The 17,682-nt window shown below is 36.4% G+C and carries 14 protein-coding genes and 1 tRNA gene; 10 read left to right on the top strand and 5 right to left on the bottom strand.

Annotated features, from left to right (window positions below):
- Positions 1-116 precede the first annotated feature (116 nt).
- Positions 117-2,606 (bottom strand): zinc-dependent metalloprotease, encoded by a 2,490-nt coding sequence (locus GN105_RS01840; protein ID WP_155283745.1) that lies wholly within the window; start codon positions 2,604-2,606, stop codon positions 117-119.
- Between the two features lie 130 nt (positions 2,607-2,736).
- On the opposite strand from GN105_RS01840, the gene hisS reads away from it, so the two are divergent.
- Positions 2,737-4,113, top strand: coding sequence for a histidine--tRNA ligase (gene hisS, locus GN105_RS01835; protein WP_155283744.1), 1,377 nt, complete (start codon positions 2,737-2,739; stop codon positions 4,111-4,113).
- A 44-nt stretch (positions 4,114-4,157) separates the two neighbouring features.
- On the opposite strand, the gene GN105_RS01830 is transcribed toward hisS, so the two are convergent.
- A complete protein-coding gene (locus GN105_RS01830) occupies positions 4,158-6,887 on the bottom strand; it encodes a beta propeller repeat protein (RefSeq protein ID WP_155283743.1) in 2,730 nt (909 codons plus the stop codon).
- Between the two features lie 159 nt (positions 6,888-7,046).
- Between GN105_RS01830 and GN105_RS01825 the strand changes: the two genes are divergently transcribed.
- The 7 genes from GN105_RS01825 (at position 7,047) to GN105_RS01795 (ending at position 12,422) form a co-directional block, all read left to right on the top strand.
- Positions 7,047-7,118 (top strand) — tRNA-Arg (locus GN105_RS01825).
- Between the two features lie 164 nt (positions 7,119-7,282).
- Entirely contained in the window at positions 7,283-8,494 is a 1,212-nt protein-coding gene (locus GN105_RS01820) for an HU domain-containing protein (protein ID WP_155283742.1), read from the top strand.
- A 10-nt stretch (positions 8,495-8,504) separates the two neighbouring features.
- The gene (locus GN105_RS01815) at positions 8,505-9,029 is read left to right on the top strand and encodes an acyl-CoA thioesterase (RefSeq protein ID WP_155283741.1); all 525 of its coding nucleotides are present in this window, start codon (positions 8,505-8,507) and stop codon (positions 9,027-9,029) included.
- 93 nt (positions 9,030-9,122) lie between these two features.
- Positions 9,123-9,782, top strand: a complete 660-nt coding sequence (locus GN105_RS01810; protein ID WP_155283740.1) for a metal-dependent transcriptional regulator — start codon at positions 9,123-9,125, stop codon at positions 9,780-9,782.
- A gap of 25 nt (positions 9,783-9,807) precedes the next feature.
- A complete protein-coding gene (locus GN105_RS01805) occupies positions 9,808-10,545 on the top strand; it encodes a DUF3298 and DUF4163 domain-containing protein (RefSeq protein WP_155283739.1) in 738 nt (245 codons plus the stop codon).
- Between the two features lie 111 nt (positions 10,546-10,656).
- The gene (locus tag GN105_RS01800) at positions 10,657-11,361 is read left to right on the top strand and encodes a phosphoadenylyl-sulfate reductase (protein ID WP_155283738.1); all 705 of its coding nucleotides are present in this window, start codon (positions 10,657-10,659) and stop codon (positions 11,359-11,361) included.
- Between the two features lie 26 nt (positions 11,362-11,387).
- Positions 11,388-12,422, top strand: a complete 1,035-nt coding sequence (locus GN105_RS01795) for a hypothetical protein (protein WP_155283737.1) — start codon at positions 11,388-11,390, stop codon at positions 12,420-12,422.
- Positions 12,423-12,597: 175 nt separating this feature from the next.
- On the opposite strand, the gene GN105_RS01790 is transcribed toward GN105_RS01795, so the two are convergent.
- Positions 12,598-13,287 (bottom strand): O-methyltransferase, encoded by a 690-nt coding sequence (locus GN105_RS01790; protein WP_155283736.1) that lies wholly within the window; start codon positions 13,285-13,287, stop codon positions 12,598-12,600.
- Between the two features lie 254 nt (positions 13,288-13,541).
- Here GN105_RS01790 and cysD point away from each other — a divergent pair, with 254 nt between their 5' ends.
- Entirely contained in the window at positions 13,542-14,435 is an 894-nt protein-coding gene (gene cysD, locus GN105_RS01785) for a sulfate adenylyltransferase subunit CysD (RefSeq protein WP_155283735.1), read from the top strand.
- An 81-nt stretch (positions 14,436-14,516) separates the two neighbouring features.
- A complete protein-coding gene (locus GN105_RS01780; RefSeq protein WP_155283734.1) occupies positions 14,517-15,758 on the top strand; it encodes a sulfate adenylyltransferase subunit 1 in 1,242 nt (413 codons plus the stop codon).
- A 63-nt stretch (positions 15,759-15,821) separates the two neighbouring features.
- Here the strand turns inward: GN105_RS01780 and GN105_RS01775 are convergent, their stop codons facing one another.
- Entirely contained in the window at positions 15,822-16,490 is a 669-nt protein-coding gene (locus tag GN105_RS01775) for a uroporphyrinogen-III synthase (RefSeq protein WP_155283733.1), read from the bottom strand.
- The gene (folK, locus tag GN105_RS01770; RefSeq protein WP_155283732.1) at positions 16,487-17,635 is read right to left on the bottom strand and encodes a 2-amino-4-hydroxy-6-hydroxymethyldihydropteridine diphosphokinase; all 1,149 of its coding nucleotides are present in this window, start codon (positions 17,633-17,635) and stop codon (positions 16,487-16,489) included. The genes GN105_RS01775 and folK overlap by 4 nt, the downstream gene beginning before the upstream one ends.
- Between the last annotated feature and the right edge of the window lie 47 nt (positions 17,636-17,682).

The raw sequence follows: 17,682 nt of genomic DNA, 5'->3' as shown, positions 1-17,682 counted from the left end.
AATATACCATTTTGAAATGAGAAAAAATTATTTTTTGTCAGAAAAAAATAAAAAAAGGAATTATTAATCTGAATTAATACAAATTAATAATTCCTTTTTAGAAAAATTACGTGCTGTTATTTCGTTTCGAACAACTTATCGATACGGGCAACGATGTCTTTCAGATGATTTTTGGTCATAACATCTGCCGAAGATGCCGAGCGAGCCATTGTGCGGATTTGTGAAAGTTCGGCACGAACGGCAGCCTTAATGTCAGAGGTATGCGGATTGGCATTGGTTCCTTTGAAATAAGGGCTCGGAGGAACAGGAGCTAATGGTTTGGTTTCCAGTAATATTTTTCCTAAAATTTCCACGTGCGAACGTTGCAAGTTTCTGCGATAGGCATCTATTTTTGCTCCGGTTGTAAGTTCTGTCCACACACCTTTACGAATATCGCCCATCAGCTCGGTAACTTTATAGGCTTTTTCTCCGTTAATGGCTTCATTCTCAATTACTCGATGTAGTCGGGCAATGTCGAGTAAATGTGATAAACCAACGGCTTGTATGTTTTTGATACGCTCCAAAGTCCCCGCATATTCAATGCGTTTGACAATGGAAGCATCAATAAGCCAAGAAGGAGTTTTAAATACTTCTTTATTAAGGAATTGAACCGCTCTTTTTTGGATGTCTTTCGGAACGTAAACGTACACTTCTCCGGGTTGGTCAGTGGTTTTGTAATACTCATAAACACCTCCTACATTGGCGGCAACGTGTCCGATGTACAAGCGATATTGCCCCAAAACTTGTCCGTAAAGGTCTTTTAAGTCTTCGTAAGTTTCACCTTCTTTGGTTGTCCATTTTATCAAATTCGGAACGATGCGTTTTAGGTTGGCAATTCCGTATGTACTTGCTTTCATAGTGTCATCTCCCAAATCTTCCGACTGTGAACTTGGGTCAACAATATGTCCCATTTGTTGATGTCCGAAGCGATAAAGCGGGTCGCCAGCGTGTTTTAAAATCCACTGACTGAGTATTTCTTTTTCCTCTTCGGCAGATTTGTCCAAAATAGGGCGATATCCCCAAGCGATGGCATATTTGTCATAAATCCCGATTTCAGGCATCAGAGCTACGCCTTTGTCTTCAGGTTGAGCGATATAGTTGAATCGGGCGTAATCCATAATGGAAGGAGCCGTTCCGTGTTTTTTGGTGAACGAAGCCGAACGCAAGGAATCCACAGGATAGGCGTGGCTACTTCCCATATTGTGAGGCAATCCGAGGGTATGACCAACTTCGTGTGAAGACACAAACCGAATCAAACGTCCCATAATTTCAGTTTTGAATGCAGCTTTTTGAGCTTCGGGGTTGATGGCTGCCGTTTGAACAAAAAACCAATTGCGAAGCAAGGTCATTACATTGTGATACCAATTGATGTTGGCATTTAGGATTTCTCCTGTGCGTGGGTCGCTGATGTGCGGACCGTTAGCGTTAGGAATGGGCGAAGCCAAGTAACGCACCACTGAATATCGCATATCGTCTGGGTCCCAATCGGGGTCTTCTTCTTTTGTAGGCGGGTCTTTGGCGATGATGGCATTTTTGAATCCCGCAGCTTCAAAGGCTTTTTGCCAGTCTTCGATACCTTGTTTTATGTATGGAGCCCATTCTTTTGGGGTAGCTCGGTCAATATAATAAACGATAGGTTTTTTGGGTTCAACCAATTCGCCACGTTTGAATTTTTCGATGTCTTCGTCTTTTACTTCCAATCGCCAACGGTCGAGGTATGAGACAGATTTTGTTTTTTGAACGGGAAGCCCATAATCCGTTTGGCGAGTGGTAAACCAGCCTACACGCTCATCGAAATATCGGCGTTTCATCGGTTTTTCAGGAAGCAAAATCATTGAATTATTGATTTCCACCGTGATAATTCCCGCAATACGACTGGTATGAGCAGGTGGTTCAGCGGCATTGTAGGTTTTGATGCTACGCACTTCAATGTTTTTAGGAAAAGTTTTAATACGGTCGATAAAACTTCGTTTTGGGTCTATACCTCCGACTTTATATTGTTTTCGGTAACGTTCTGAAAGTCCGAAAGGTTTGGTGTCTTTATCGAAAAGTTCATTGACTTCAATAACCGATGAAATGCTGTCTTTCCCTCGTGTTTTAATATCGAAACTTGCCAAAATAGGCTCTACATTCGAGTTGATAACCGCCTCATAAATCGGCAGACTGTCGCTGGCAATGATGCTGTGCGACACCATTCTTACCAATATTTTTTTATCTTTCTTTTCCCATCGAATTACCTGATTGTTAGCCTCTTCCCCTCCAAATCCGATGCCTGTTGCCGTTTTGGAAATACGGGTAACCATCAGCATTTCTTTACCCAATAAAGAATCAGGAATTTGGTAGAAATACTTGTCGTTTACTTTGTGGACGGTGAATAGTCCTTGTGTGGTTTTTGCCGTTTTTGGGATTACGGCATCAAATCCTTTGGGTTTAGCCGCTTCGGCTTTTTTCTTGGCTTCAGCCTCGGCTTGGGCTTTTTTCTTGGATTTTCCAAAAAGCTGTGCATTTACTTCATTTACAGAGAATAACATAAGCAATGCTGAGAAGCATAATGTCAATTTACGCATAAATAATATGTGTTTGGTTGTATAAAATGAATTTGTTAAATCTCGGCAAAGGTAATGAAAAATTAACCAATTCGGAGCTTTTCAAATTAAATTCTTACCTTTGCCGCCTGTTTGTTAAGATAAGGAATTTATGGCAATACAAAAACCCAGCCTATCCAAAGGAACGCGGGATTTTTCCCCTACGGAATTGGCAAAACGCAATTACATCATAGATAAAATACGAACCGAATTTGTGAAATTTGGCTTCCAACCCATTGAAACTCCGAGTTTTGAAAATTACGAAACGCTAATGGGAAAATATGGAGAGGAAGGTGATCGTCTGATTTTCAAAATTTTAAATTCTGGGAATTTTGCTGAAAAAGTGAATTCAACCGATTGGGAAACCAAAAACGTGGGTAAGCTCACTCCGCAGATTTGTGAAAAGGCATTGCGATATGACCTTACGGTACCTTTCGCTCGGTATGTGGTTCAGCATCAGAATGATATTACGTTTCCGTTTAAGCGGTTTCAAATTCAACCTGTTTGGCGTGCTGACCGTCCGCAAAAGGGGCGTTTCCGTGAGTTTTACCAATGTGATGCCGATGTGGTGGGCAGCAACAGTCTGTGGCAGGAAGTAGAGTTTGTACAGTTATATGATTCTGTTTTTACTTCGCTGAATTTGATAGGAGTAACCATAAAAATCAATAATCGAAAAATATTAAGTGGTTTTGCTGAGGTCATCGGCGAAAGCGAAAAATTGATTGATTTTACGGTAGCTTTGGATAAATTGGATAAAATCGGGAAGGAAGGTGTTGTGAAAGAAATGCTTTCCAAAGGAATTTCTAATCAGGCGATTGAAAAAATAAATCCGATTTTTAGTCTCGGTGGTAGTTTTTCTGAGAAAATACATCTTCTGAAAGAGATTCTAAAAGACTCTGAAACAGGCAGAAAAGGCATCGAAGAATTGGAGTTTATTGAAAAAGCCATTACACAATTATCGTTACAAACTGCTATTCTGGATTTGGACGTAACGCTTGCCCGTGGATTAAATTACTACACAGGAGCTATTTTTGAAGTGGCTGCTCCTGAGGGAATTGCGATGGGTTCTATTGGTGGAGGCGGTCGATACGATGACCTTACCAGTATTTTTGGGCTTAAAGGCATTAGCGGTGTGGGAATTTCTTTCGGGTTAGACCGTATTTGCCTCGTGATGGAGGAATTAAATCTGTTTCCGCAAGAAATTGGAGATACTTTGGATGTACTTTGTATCAATTTTGGAGAAAAAGAAGCCTTGCAAAGCTTAAAACTCATTCAAAAACTACGTTCTTTAGGAAAAAAAACGGAATTATATCCTGAATCGGCAAAAATGAAGAAACAAATGGCGTATGCCGATAAGCGAAACATTCCTTTTGTGGTTTTAATTGGCGAATCGGAATGTGAAAAGGAAAGTTTTGTCCTGAAAAATATGCAAACCGGAGAGCAAAAAGAATATTTGATTAACGAAGTAGCAAACGAAATATTCAAATAAAAATAAAAAGGCAAGATTAATTTGATTAATCCTGCCTTTTTTAATTAGTAAATTTCAAGCTCCCTTTCTTCCTCAAAGCCATCTCCAATATTGAAAACCACTTTGTATTTTCCTTTCGGGAGATAATATTTTTTATCAACAGAAGCAGTCAGAATCAGTCTTTGTAAACTTTTCTCATACATTAATTTTCCTACATCTGAGATAGTTAAGTCATAAGGAATATAGTTGAATCCTTTGTTGGTTTTGTACGTGAAAGATTGTAACGTTGCTTTTCCTTTCATTATTTTTACACTTACAGATAAGCCTTCTTTAGCTGCAAATCCGTAAAAAAGAATTTCCGGAGTGTTTGGTTTTTCCCATTCATTCCACGTGTTTCCCCAAAGTGGTGAATGCGGAACACGAACTTTCTCCTGCAACGGATAAAAATCTTGTGCTATGATTGCGGCACGAAGGTCTTGCAGAATGTCAACAGAGGTTTTGTAAACACCACTTCCTTCAGTGGAAACAAGCATTTCGCCATTATTTTCATCTACGAAAATATCTAAAATTCCTGTTTCTGGCAAATTTTTAGCAAAAGGATGCCAGCTTTCTCCCAAATTGAAAGAAACATAAAGTCCATTGTTAGTTCCTACGTATAAAATCTGTTCATTTTTAGGGTCTTCCTTAATAACATTGATGCTACTTTCAGGTAAATCGGAACGAATTTCAGTCCAAGTTTTACCCAAATCATTGCTTAAAAATATGAAAGGCTCACGGTTATTTTCATCGGTGCTTTTAAGGGTGGCAATAACTCGATTTCGATTGTGCCTTGAAGCGACTAAATTATTTACATTTAATGGTTTAGGGAATGCATTGTAAATCATTTGCCAAGAAACGCCCCCATTGTTTGAAACCTGAATCATTCCATCATCGCTTCCTGTGTAAATCAATCCAAAAAGGAAAGGAGATTCAGCGATGGAAGAGATAGTTCCATAAGGTTTGTTTCCTTTTTTATCGCCATTAGTCAAATCTTCAGAAATGGTACGCCAATTTTTCCCTTTGTCCATTGAAATGTGTAATTTATTGCTTCCTGCATATAAAATATCACTGTTTTGAGGCGAAATTAGCAAGGGAGTTAGCTTTCCAAATCGTAAAGGAGCTTTATTTTCTGAAAAATACATTGAACCCAGTGGAGTTAGTACGTTTTTATTGTTGTCAAAGTCATAAAAACTGCCATTTTCTGCTCCAACATATAATTTATTCCCTGAAATAATCTGTGATTGAGACAGAATTTTATTCCATTGTGAGTTATTTTTCATCAAAATACCTTGTTCCCCTGCCAAATAAAAGGTGTTTTTGTTTTTATCGTACACAATCTTGTCAAAAGACATTGATTGGGGAGCATTTTTTAAAGACCAATTTTTACCATTATCGTATGAAATTGAGAAACCATTTTTGGTCGTAGCAAAAAGAGTATTCGATTGATAATGAATTTTATAAAATCCGTTTTGAAGAGAAATAGAATGTTTGTTTCTCCAAGATTTTCCCCCATCAACTGATTCTAAAAGAGGAAAACCACCAATAAATATATGATTTTTATTTGTTGGATTCACCGTAATGCTCGCAAAATCGTCTCCATTTTGATAAAAAGTGTCGTTTAGTGGAGCTGAATGTGTTTTCTTCCAAGAAGTTCCGCCATCATTACTAAAATAAATTTCTGCTCCCACAACTTCTTGATGTTTAACTCCTAAGAAAGAAAAAAGTCTTGAAGGAGAGGTAATTTCTGCGGAAATCATATTTTTTAGATTTACAGCCGTATATTTTTCGTTCAAACCTATGTTGTGCAGGAAAGCATCGAGTTGGTTGTTATCTAAATTCAAAAAATCGGACTTGCTCATAGTTTCAAAATCGCGGTCAGAAAGGTGAATTTTGGTCGTTTTATCCACACTTTTTGATGCAGAATTTCTTGTTTTTGCAGAGCGATTATCCACAACGGCATAAATATTGTTTTGGTCGTAAACAGCCAAACCTATTTTTCCAACGAAATTTCCATTTAAAAAGCCATTGGATTGTGTGATTTTACTCCAACTCTCGCCTCCATTATTACTTTTGTATATGCAACTCAAATCACCATAAGGTTTTGATTCCCAGTATGAATTTTCAGAGTGCCAAACAGAAGCAAAAAGAGTATTACTGTTATTAGTTGCTACAATCTGTCGGACGCCGGCACGTGTTCCGATGAAGAGTTTGTGTTGCCAAGTTTTCCCTCCGTCATTGGTTTTGAAAATTCCTCTTTTTTCATCTGCATTGTACTGATTTCCAAGTACTCCCACTACAACTTCCTCTGTGTTTTTAGGATTAATTGTGATGGAACTTATATTTTGTGAAGAAGCTAACCCTTTGAATTCCCACGTTTTACCTTTGTCAAGAGAGGCAAATAATCCGTAAGGTGTTCCTACCCAAATTACTCCCGTTTTCCAATCTATGGCTAAGGCATTGATTTGTTGCGTAGGTTGGTTTTCAAAAATAAACTCGAAAGTTTCTCCACCATTTTGGCTGTGCCAAAGTCCACCTGAATTTGGAGCGATAACAACTTCATTGGCATTATAAATATTCACACTAAAAGTGTTGATTTTGTTGCCAATATCAGCGGTGTGAATTTTTTCAAAAGGAGTTTCTTTTACCCACGATTTCTCCTTCAATTCTGCTTTTTGGCGAATTGAAAGCGGAAGTGTTTCTTGTGCAGAAAGAGTAAGAGAAAATACTGTGAAAAAAACTGAAAAAAGGTGTTTCATAGTATTGAAAATAAATTTATAAAGGTTTAAAAAGATTGAAATATAATATGTTTCGTGCCGACTTGCAAAATTAAGGAAAATATATTTACGGAAAAGTTCAAGAAATCTTAAAACTTTCAAAAAAAAAGATTATTTTTGTCGTTCGAATTTAAGGTAAAAGGCCTCGTAGTTCAACGGATAGAATAGAAGTTTCCTAAACTTTTGATCCAAGTTCGATTCTTGGCGAGGTCACTGTAATGGATAAATCTAAGTTAAATTAGTTTTTTAACTTATTGATATTTAGTGTTTTATATTTTTATTTTAAAAATAAATTTGTTGGAGATAAAAAAAATATATACCTTTGACTTTCCATTGGTTATGGACTTAATTTATAGTAACTTAAAATTTATGTAGTTATGAAAGATCTTAATGAATATATTGAAGAGCTACTTTATAAGCATCAATGTGTGATAATTCCGAAGTTTGGAGCATTTATTTCCAACAGAAAATCGGCAAGATTATTTGAGGATAAAACTTTTGTTCCGCCGAAACGTGAGCTAACTTTCAATGCGAGTTTGCACTCAAATGACGGATTATTGATTAAATATATTTCTGAAACTTCAGGGGTTGATTATAATCTGGTTGAAGATTATGTTAATCTGACTGTTGAAGGTTGGAAGAAGATTTTACAACAAGGTGAAAATCTTACACTTAATAATATTGGTGTTTTGAGGCAAACGCCAGAAGGAAGACTTGCTTTTGAGGTGTTTGAAGATGTTAATTATCTTACAGATTCATTCGGGATGTCGGCTTTTGTTCCTCACGAAATTGCTGAGGTAGAGGAAGTTATTAAACCTGTTGAAAAACAGATTACCCCAACTTTGGATTTGCCCGTTGAAAAAGAAGCAAAAACAGAAAATACTTTTGTAAATCGCCAGCGAAAAGAAGAACCGAAAAGAGCTAAAAAGCGTCCGTTTTTGGCATATACCGCAATTGCAATTGTTGGATTGGGGCTACTTGCTTTTGGTGCGTTTAAACTTTTTGGGGAGGATATAATTACAGACGAGCCTCAAAATGAAATAACTATTACCGAAAGCCAAATTGAGGAACAAGTGCAACAAAAATTGAGTGAAGCCACTTTTACAATTCCTTTGACATTGCCTACAATTTCACTAAATGCAGTAAAGGTAAAAGAACTTTCAAAATCAAAAGCTGAAGCAAGTCAGGAAACGATGTCTCCTCAAACAACAGAAGTTGTTAAATCTGAAGTTAAAGAGGTTAAAAAAGAGGTTGTTACACCCAAAGAGGTTGTGAAAGAAGTTAAAAAAGAGATTAAGAAGGAAGTAGCTCCGGCAACTGTAAAAGAGACTTCTTCTACTAAGAATAAAAAATTCCAAGTTATTGCAGGGGCTTTCAAAGAAGAGAAAAATGCACGTACAAGAGTGGAACAACTCAGAAAATTGGGATACAAGAATGCTTCTGTAATAGGGAAAAATGCAAAAGGACTTTACCAAGTAAGTTATGCCGGATTTGATAATATGGCAGAAGCGGAGGCTTTGAAAAAAGAAGTAAAAGAAGCGAAAGAACAGAAAAAATTAGATGGTGGCTGGATTTTAGTTAATCCGTAATTGATACTATATGCAGAAAAAAACACCATCTGATTCACGCACTATTTTAACTGATTTGGTGCTAACAGGAGAAACGAATCACCTGCACCATATGTTTGGTGGCGAGCTTTTGGCGCGTATGGATAGAGCGGCAAGTATTGCAGCTCAAAGGCATTCTCATCATTTGGCAGTAACAGCTTCGGTAAATCATGTTGCTTTCAATCACAGTATTCAATTAGGAAGCATTGTAACTGTAGAGGCTTCAATTTCAAGGGCTTTTTCCACTTCGATGGAAGTGTATTTAGATGTTTGGGTTGAAGACCACGTCACGGGGGAAAGAGTTAAAGCAAATGAAGCAATTTATACTTTTGTTGCGGTTGATGAAAATGGTCGTCCTGTGAAAATTCCTGAAATTCAGCCGGAAACTGAACTTGAAAAAGTACGTTACGAGGGAGCATTACGCCGAAGACAACTTAGTTTGGTGCTCGCCGGAAAAATGAAGCCGCACGATGCTACTGAGTTAAAAGCTTTGTTTACAGAACTGGAAAACGAATAGATTAGGTTAATAAGGAGGGAAACCGTCCGTGTGGTTTTATCTGATTAGAGCAAACCTATGGACGGATTCTTTGTTTATACAAACAAATTATAAATGACTTTATCTGAAGAAAATTACCTGAAAACAATTTTTCATCTTTTTAATGAAGCAGAAGAGGAGGTAAACACTAACGCCATTGCAGAGGTGATGAACACGAAGGCTTCCTCTGTAACAGATATGCTTAAAAAACTTTCTGATAAAAAACTTATTAATTATGTTAGATATCAGGGAGTTACATTAACTTCTTTAGGGAGAAAAAAAGCGATTTCAATTGTGCGAAAACATCGTTTGTGGGAAGTGTTTTTGGTAGAAAAATTGAATTTCTCGTGGGATGAAGTACACGAAATTGCTGAGGAATTGGAGCATATCGAGTCCGAAAAATTGATTGAGCGTTTGGATGCCTTTTTAGGATTTCCTGAAACCGATCCGCACGGAGACCCAATCCCAAATAAAGAAGGTATCTTTGAAAAAACAATTAAAATATTGCTCAGCGAATTTGAGGAAAATGAAACAGGGATTTGTGTTGCGGTAAAAAATACTTCAAAAGAGTTTTTACTTTATTTGAACAAAGTTTCAATTGCTTTGGGAGATGAGATAACAGTTCTTAGCAAGGAGAAATTTGATAATTCAATGGTTGTTTTGGTTAATAATAAGGAAGTTACACTTTCATCGATGGTTTGCAGAAATATTTATGCTCAAAAAGTAACTTCTTGAAAATCTACGTTAAAATAACAATACTATGAGAAAACTTTTACTTGTTTTTCTTTTAATTTTCACTGTGGCTTGTTCCGACAAACCTAAATTTACTGAAAAAATAATCGAAAAAAGTCCGGAAAACTGTGAAGAAGACTGTCCTTCAATAAACTTGAATTATTTAATTTGCAAAAGACCCAACAAGTTTGCAGAAAACTTTAATAGGGAAATTGAATCGCAGGTGGTTAACTTTTTACTGAGCAACCAAATTGATTCCTTGAAAAATACAGATATGACCATTGAGGAAAGTTTGGAATCTTTTATGAAGGATTATAATAATTTGCATCAGCATTTCCCGAATATTTCCGCTTATGAGTTGATTTTAAGTGATAGCATTTCTTTTCAAAATGAGAAAATGCTTTCGGTGGTTTCAAATCGGTATTCATATGTAGGTGGTGCTCAAGGGATTGAGTCAAAAGTGTTTTTGAATTTCGATATTTCCAATGGGGAGATAATAGAAAGAGAGGATTTGTTTACAGATTTTTCGGAAGTGCTTAAAATTGCTGAAAATCACTTCAAGGAGGAACAAAATATCTCGGTAGATAGCCTGAATGAAAAAGGATTTTGGTTTGAAGATGATAAGTTTCACTTTCCTGAAAGTGTGGGAATTGTGGGTGGATATTTAGTGTTGTATTACAATCCTTATGAGGTTGCACCTTATGCTGAAGGAATTTTTGAGTTGAAAATTCCTCTTGAGAAAATTAAAAAATATTTGAAATATTAAATAGGTTATTTGGAATGAAAATAATTGTTTGGAACTTTGAAGATTCGTAGGTTTCAAACAATTTTTTATTTGAAAAATAATCAATATTTTTGCTCTCTAAAAAAATTTAAAATGAGCGGACAAGCAGAACTACTTCAACAGCAACTTTTTGGGAAAGATGAAATAGAATCGTTACGGTTTTTGGCTTCTTTTTTTCCTGATAAGGTTGTTTTTTCTACCAGCTTTGGTATGGAAGATCAGGTAATTACGCATTTTATACGAGCTAACAATATTCCGATAAAAATTTTTACTCTTGATACGGGACGAATGTTTCCCGAAACGTATTCCACGTGGGACAAAACCGATATGAGCTATCAAGCCATCACAATTCCGTATTATCCTGAGTCAGAATCAATTGAAAACTATGTGAAAACCAACGGGATAAATGCCTTTTATAATTCTGCTGAACTTCGTAAAGAATGCTGTTACATTCGGAAGGTTGAACCCTTGAAAAGAGCTTTGTCAGGAAATAAAGTATGGATTACGGGGCTTCGGGCAGAACAATCCCCAAATCGGGAGCAAATGCCACAAGTGGAGTGGGACGAAGTGAACCAAATTATCAAGTTCCACCCGATTTTACATTGGAAAACCACCGAAGTTTTGGACTTTTTGCGTGCCAAAGGTGTTCCTTACAATCCGCTGCACGATAAAGGTTTTATTAGCATTGGTTGCCAGCCTTGTACGCGTGCCATTAAAGAAGGTGAAGATTTTCGTGCCGGTCGTTGGTGGTGGGAAGATAAAAGCAAAAAAGAATGCGGATTGCATTCCACAAAATAAATTTTCAGCCTTCAACAGAGAAAAATATGAGAAGAATTATTGTACCATTGATATTGTTTCTTTTAGTTGGTTGTCAGTATTTTGAAAATAAAAATGCTCCTTCTGAAAGTGAAACCTCCAAAAAATCCACAGATACAATTCCCGAATATGAAAAGAACAATGTTTCAAAAATAAAAAAATATGTTATTGACCGACAAGGAGCTCATTTTAAGGAAAATCCGAGTGAAAATGCCAAAGACCAAGAATATTTGGAATATGGTTATTTGTTGGAAATTGAGGGCGAAGAGGGCGATTTTTATAAAGTAATAAATTCTGATACAGGGAGTTATGCTTATGTGCTAAAGGAGAAAGTAGGTGGTTTGAGTCAAATTTCGCTTATTGATTCCGATTTGAGTATGCTTCAATATCTCGGGAAGAATGAAGAAGATGGGGTAGAATTTTTTGAGACTTCCGTTGCATTGGATACGCTTGTCAGCTTTGAATTTGTTGATAAATCTTCATATGAAAAAGCGAAGACATCGGCTGTTGATTTTCTTTTACGTGATACGTTGACGATTGTCAAAAAAAATAATACAATTGCTTTGCCGTGCTTGGATTCTGTTGTTGTTTTCAAGGATGTAAATCCCAATACGGATATGGATAATCAGCAGATATTCAAGTATGAAGGACAGATTGAATTTATGAATCAGTTTGTGATTTCGGGCAGTTATTGGGAAGCCTATGATTATAGATTTGTTGATAAAAAAACAGGAAAGGAAATTTCATTTGCAGATTTTCCGTATATTTCCCCTGATAAAAGGCATATAATTTGTATATTTACAAGTCCTTATGATTTGAATAGCGATTTGTGTCTGTACGTTATTGATAATCATTTACAAATCAAACAGATTCTTCTGGCAGGTTTTAAAAATTGGATGGCTTACAATTGGAATGCTGATAATGCCTTTTGGGGTAGTGATAATTGTTTTTATATTCCGGTGAACCATCGGGTAAAGTTTTGGGACGAAGAAGGGAATTACAACGAGGAACGTCAGTATATGAGAATTAGAATTAAGAAGTGATTTTTTTCAATTAAGTGAATTGATAAAATTTTGTTGGAAAATGTTTTTCTAATTTGGTCGTGTTATAAAAAGTATGATGGTGGTTCTGATTGTCAGGCTGAGCGTAGTCGAAGCCTTATAATGATAAGGCTTCGACTACGCTCAGCCTGACAGAAATATCCTCTTTTTTGTTGATTTATAATACAATAGAAAATTCCATTGCTTTTTTAGGATAAACAGTTGTTGAAAGAAAACCGTTTGACGGATTACGTACAAAGTCCAAATAATCTTGCATAGAAGGGGCAAATCCTTGTACGTCATCTACCGCAATTACCGCCCCTTTTTTCAGTTGATTTTGTATCAGTTTAAATATAGGAAATACCAAGTTAGGCCAGCCGTCAAGCAGCACAAAATCGTAGGTGGTATTTACTTGTTTGAGCGTTTCTCTGGCATCTCCTTCAAGGATTTCTACATAAGGGGAAAGCCCTGCTTGGGCGATATTTTCTTTGGCTTTTTTTACTTTTTCAGGAAGATATTCGGTAGTGATTACCTTACCGCCGTTTTCTTTGGCTGCCTTTGCCAAGTAAATGGTGGAAATTCCGTACGAAGTGCCAAATTCCAAAATACTTTTAGCGTTTAAGGCACGAGCCTGCATATACAAAAATGTACCTTGGTGCGGGTGTATCGGAATGTATTTGCCGTCGTAAAAAGATTCGTTTTCGGTTTTCCAATCAATCCCTTTGCCTAAAAGTTGAAATATTTTGGGTAAAAAGTGCCAAAGAATTTTTCCGTTTTGTGCTAAGGTTTCTTTATATAAGCGTGTAAGAACTTCTTCTACTTGTTTGTCGTTGAGTATTTTAAAAAGTTTAGGAGTTACTTTTGGCATAGTTTTATTTTTGATAAAATTATTTAGATTTGTTATAAATAAAAGATTGTTGCAAATGAAAAAAATATAATTGAGTTAAAATGTTAGCAAAATCATAAAATTTTAATTTGTTTTATCTTCGTCTGAAAACTTTATTTTGCCGTAAACGATTAAAATCTCGCTTTTTAGTAGTATCTTTGCCAAAGTTTTCTGACGCAAAAAAAATTTGAAAGAAGAAAATTGATTTGTGAATTTTAACATTGAACATTCTGATTATGGATTATTTAGAGCAATTAGAGGCGGAAGCCATACATATATTTCGCGAAGTAGGCGGTCAGTTTGAAAAACCTGCATTACTTTTCAGTGGCGGAAAGGATTCTATCGTGTTGGTACATTTGGCGTTGAAGGCGTTTCGTCCGTGTAAGTTTCCGTTTCCGTTGGTGCATATTGATACGGGGCATAATTTCCAAGAAGCGTTGGATTTCCGTGATAATTTGGTAAAAAAACTCGGCGAACGACTCATTGTCTGCAAGGTGGAAGATACCATCAAAGCCAAAGGACTTACCGAACCCAAAGGCAAATTCGCCAGCCGAAATGCGTTGCAATCCTATACGCTTTTGGACACGATTGAAGAATTTGAGTTTGACGCTTGTATCGGAGGAGCAAGACGCGATGAAGAAAAAGCCCGTGCCAAAGAACGAATTTTTTCCGTTCGTGATGACTTCGGAGGTTGGGACCCCAAACTGCAACGCCCCGAATTGTGGCACACTTACAACGGGAAAATCCACAAAGGCGAAAATGTTCGTGTGTTCCCAATAAGCAACTGGACGGAGCTTGATGTGTGGAATTATATCCGCCGTGAAAAGATTGAATTGCCGAGCGTTTATTTCTCGCACGAACGCGAAGTGATTGACCACAACGGACAGCTCATAGCGGTATCGCCACATATTCAAATTGATGAAAATGATGTGATTATGACCAAAAAAGTCCGTTATCGCACCGTTGGGGATATGACTTGCACCGCAGCGGTGGAATCGGAAGCCTATCATATTGATGATATTATCAACGAAATTACCGCCACCCGAACCAGCGAGCGCGGCGAAACCCGTATTGACGACCGCATTTCCGAAGCCGCAATGGAAGACAGAAAAAAGAACGGGTATTTTTAATTAGAAAATAAATTTTTTTCTTCTGACAGAATAAAAACAGAAGGAAGATAAAACATAAAACAATTAAATCGTTAAAAATAAATGGACATATTACGATTTTTAACCGCAGGAAGTGTAGATGATGGGAAAAGTACACTCATCGGGCGACTTCTGTATGACAGTAAAAATATTTTAATCGACCAAATGGAGGCATTGGAACGCAGCTCCAAAAATCGTGAAGACGGAAGCGTAGATTTAGCATTGCTTACCGACGGACTTCGGGCTGAACGAGAGCAAGGTATTACCATTGATGTCGCTTATAAATATTTCTCAACACCAAAACGAAAATTTATCATCGCCGATGCTCCGGGACACATTCAGTACACCCGAAATATGGTTACGGGAGCTTCAAATGCAGATTTGATAATCATTTTAATTGATGCCAGAAACGGGGTGATTGAGCAAACCAAACGTCACTCCATCATTGCATCGCTTTTGAATATTCCGCACGTATTGGTAGCGATTAACAAAATGGATTTGGTTGATTTTTCTCGTGAAAGATTTGAGGAAATTAAAACCGAATATCAGAAAGTTGCAAACGCTCTCGAACTTAAAAATGTTGAATTTATCCCAATTAGTGCTTTGAAAGGCGATAATATTGTGGAGAAATCAACCCAAATGAATTGGTACGATGGAGATTCGTTGTTAGAAAGGCTGGAAACCGTTGAATTACAATCGTCTGTGAATTTGACCAATGCTCGTTTTCCTGTGCAGTTGGTGCTTCGTCCGCAAACGGAAGAATATCACGATTACAGAGGCTATGCCGGAAAAGTAGAGAGCGGTGTTTTTCGTAAAGGCGACAAAGTGAAAATATATCCTTCTGAAATTGAGGCTACTGTTTCCGCAGTTGAAGTAGCAAACAAAGAAGTAGAAGAAATTTATGCTCCTCAAAGTGCTGTAATTCACTTAGAAGAAGACGTGGATATCAGCCGAGGGTCGTTAATTGCCAAAGAGGATAATCTGATAAAAGTTTCTAACGAAATGGAAGCTACGATTTGCTGGATGGATGAACGTCCGATGAATGTTGGCGGACGCTATCTGTTGCAACATAATACGCGTGTGGTAAACGCAATTGTAAAAGAAGTTAAAGAGCGAATCGATGTAAATACACTTGAAAAGTTTAGTGACGTAACGTCAGTTTCATTAAACGAGGTAGTTACCGTGAAACTAAAAACGTCGGCTCCGTTGGCGTACGATAGTTATAAAGAGCTTCGTGAAACCGGAAGTGCTATTTTAATTGACCAGACGAGTTTAGTAACGGTCGCAGCTGTACTTTTTAAATAAAAATGGATTTGATATGAGAAAAAGCTGTCTTTTTAGGCAGCTTTTTTTATTTTTGTTGAAAAATCAGTGAGTTTTTTCAAGAAAATAGGCGATTACGCATTCTATAAGGCTTTCAATAGTGGTGTTTTCTGAAACGATGTAATTTTTTGTGTGTTTTAAGGCTTCATTTGCTGTTGTTTTGCCTATACAGAAAATAATTTCATCAGAAAAATAGTTTTTTTGCAAAAAACTTTGAATTCCCGACGGACTGAAAAACAAAATCGCTTTTTGCGGAAAATCTATTCTTTCCGAATGTAAAACGGTTTTGTAAACTTGTATTTCGCTATGTTCTATTTTGTTTTTTTTCAATATATTGGGAAGAACATCACGACGTAAATTCCCCGAGAAGAAAGTAATTCTGTTTTTCAAGCAATTTTGATTTATATAATCGCCCAAATTACTTGCATATGCTTCATAATGAATTATTTTCCAGTTGTTTTCTGATAGAAGCTTAGCAGTTTTTTCTCCTACGCAAATGCAAGGAATTGATTTTAAAACATTTGCTTTTGGGTGTTTTAAAACACTTTTTACGGCATTTTGGCTGGTGAAAAGTAGCAAATCTCCTAAATTATCCAGCTTAAAATCAACAAAATGTATTTGAATAAAATCAAATTCCGTAAGAGAAAAGCCATTCTCAAATAGTTTGCTTTTCTGTTGTGTTGTTAATGTTTTGGTAGATAGTATAGGTATCATTTTTGAGGCGTTTCGCTGGAAAAATTACTTATTTTTTCGATGATAAACTCATAATCAGATTGATTTTTTACAAAATCCAACTCGGTAACATCAATAATTAAGGAACGAATATCATTATTTTTCTGGATAAAATCCAAATATCCGTGATGAATCTGATTTAAATATTCTTTTGAGATATTTTTTTCGTATTCCCTTCCTCTTTTTTTGATGTTTTCAATCAATCTGTCGGTGTTTTGGTACAGAAAAATGTACAAATCGGGTTTTATGATTTGATTGTACAAGATATAAAACAGCTTGCGATACAAAGCGAACTCATCCTCAGTTAGAGTTACCTGTGAGAATATCAGAGATTTAAAAATATCATAATCTGAAACGATAAATGGTTGAAAAAGATTGGTTTGAGTTAATTGTTCGGACATTTGTTGATAACGCTCGGTTAGGAATGACATTTCAAGCGTGAAGCCGTATTGTTTGGGATTTTCGTAAAATTTTGGCAAAAACGGATTGTCGGAAAAGCGTTCCAATATAAGTCTTGCATCGAAATCCTCCGCTATTTTGGTAGATAGTGTAGTTTTTCCCGAACCGATATTTCCCTCGATGGCGATGTAATTATATCGTCTGAAAGGTGAATTTTTTGGTTTCAGGTCAATTTTCTCATCAATTTTGGTGATTTCAGAGACATCAGGGCTGTTTTTAAGCAATTCCTGAATGTTTTTTTTTAGTATCGGATGTTTTTTTTCAGGAGCAATATCTGCCAGAGGAAACAAAACAAACTTTCGGTTTTCAATCTGAGGATGTGGAATTTGTAAATTTTCTGTTTTTATAATTTTATCATCAAAAAAGAGAATATCCAAATCAATGCAGCGTGGTTGATAGCCTTTTGCGTTTGTATTTCTGATTCTCCCTAATTCTTTTTCGATAACTAAGAGTTTTTGAAGCGTTTCTTCGGGAGAAAGAGAGGTTTCAGCAACTAAACAAGCATTGTAAAAATTACTACTTGTGAAACCCCAAGCCGGTGTTTCGTAAATTGGAGAAATTTTAATAACTTTTCCAATGCGTTGATTTATAGTATTTACAGCAGATTGTAAATAAGATTTTCTCTCCCCAATGTTACTTCCTAATGATATATAGACTTTGTGTTTCATAATCTCTGCAAAAATAACCATTAAAGTGAAAATTGGAAAATGAAAAA

It is taken from the genome of Capnocytophaga felis (assembly GCF_009684755.1).
In the GTDB taxonomy this organism is placed as follows: Bacteria; Bacteroidota; Bacteroidia; order Flavobacteriales; family Flavobacteriaceae; genus Capnocytophaga; species Capnocytophaga felis.
This window is presented reverse-complemented; position numbering and strand designations above follow the sequence as displayed.

What these genes read in the sequence shown, in the direction of transcription:
- GN105_RS01840 (WP_155283745.1), bottom strand. Translation starts at nt 2,606, where the DNA reads ATGCGTAAATTGACATTATGCTTCTCAGCATTGCTTATGTTATTCTCT.
- hisS (WP_155283744.1), top strand. Translation starts at nt 2,737, where the DNA reads ATGGCAATACAAAAACCCAGCCTATCCAAAGGAACGCGGGATTTTTCC.
- GN105_RS01830 (WP_155283743.1), bottom strand. Translation starts at nt 6,887, where the DNA reads ATGAAACACCTTTTTTCAGTTTTTTTCACAGTATTTTCTCTTACTCTT.
- GN105_RS01820 (WP_155283742.1), top strand. Translation starts at nt 7,283, where the DNA reads ATGAAAGATCTTAATGAATATATTGAAGAGCTACTTTATAAGCATCAA.
- GN105_RS01815 (WP_155283741.1), top strand. Translation starts at nt 8,505, where the DNA reads ATGCAGAAAAAAACACCATCTGATTCACGCACTATTTTAACTGATTTG.
- GN105_RS01810 (WP_155283740.1), top strand. Translation starts at nt 9,123, where the DNA reads ATGACTTTATCTGAAGAAAATTACCTGAAAACAATTTTTCATCTTTTT.
- GN105_RS01805 (WP_155283739.1), top strand. Translation starts at nt 9,808, where the DNA reads ATGAGAAAACTTTTACTTGTTTTTCTTTTAATTTTCACTGTGGCTTGT.
- GN105_RS01800 (WP_155283738.1), top strand. Translation starts at nt 10,657, where the DNA reads ATGAGCGGACAAGCAGAACTACTTCAACAGCAACTTTTTGGGAAAGAT.
- GN105_RS01795 (WP_155283737.1), top strand. Translation starts at nt 11,388, where the DNA reads ATGAGAAGAATTATTGTACCATTGATATTGTTTCTTTTAGTTGGTTGT.
- GN105_RS01790 (WP_155283736.1), bottom strand. Translation starts at nt 13,287, where the DNA reads ATGCCAAAAGTAACTCCTAAACTTTTTAAAATACTCAACGACAAACAA.
- cysD (WP_155283735.1), top strand. Translation starts at nt 13,542, where the DNA reads ATGGATTATTTAGAGCAATTAGAGGCGGAAGCCATACATATATTTCGC.
- GN105_RS01780 (WP_155283734.1), top strand. Translation starts at nt 14,517, where the DNA reads ATGGACATATTACGATTTTTAACCGCAGGAAGTGTAGATGATGGGAAA.
- GN105_RS01775 (WP_155283733.1), bottom strand. Translation starts at nt 16,490, where the DNA reads ATGATACCTATACTATCTACCAAAACATTAACAACACAACAGAAAAGC.
- folK (WP_155283732.1), bottom strand. Translation starts at nt 17,635, where the DNA reads ATGAAACACAAAGTCTATATATCATTAGGAAGTAACATTGGGGAGAGA.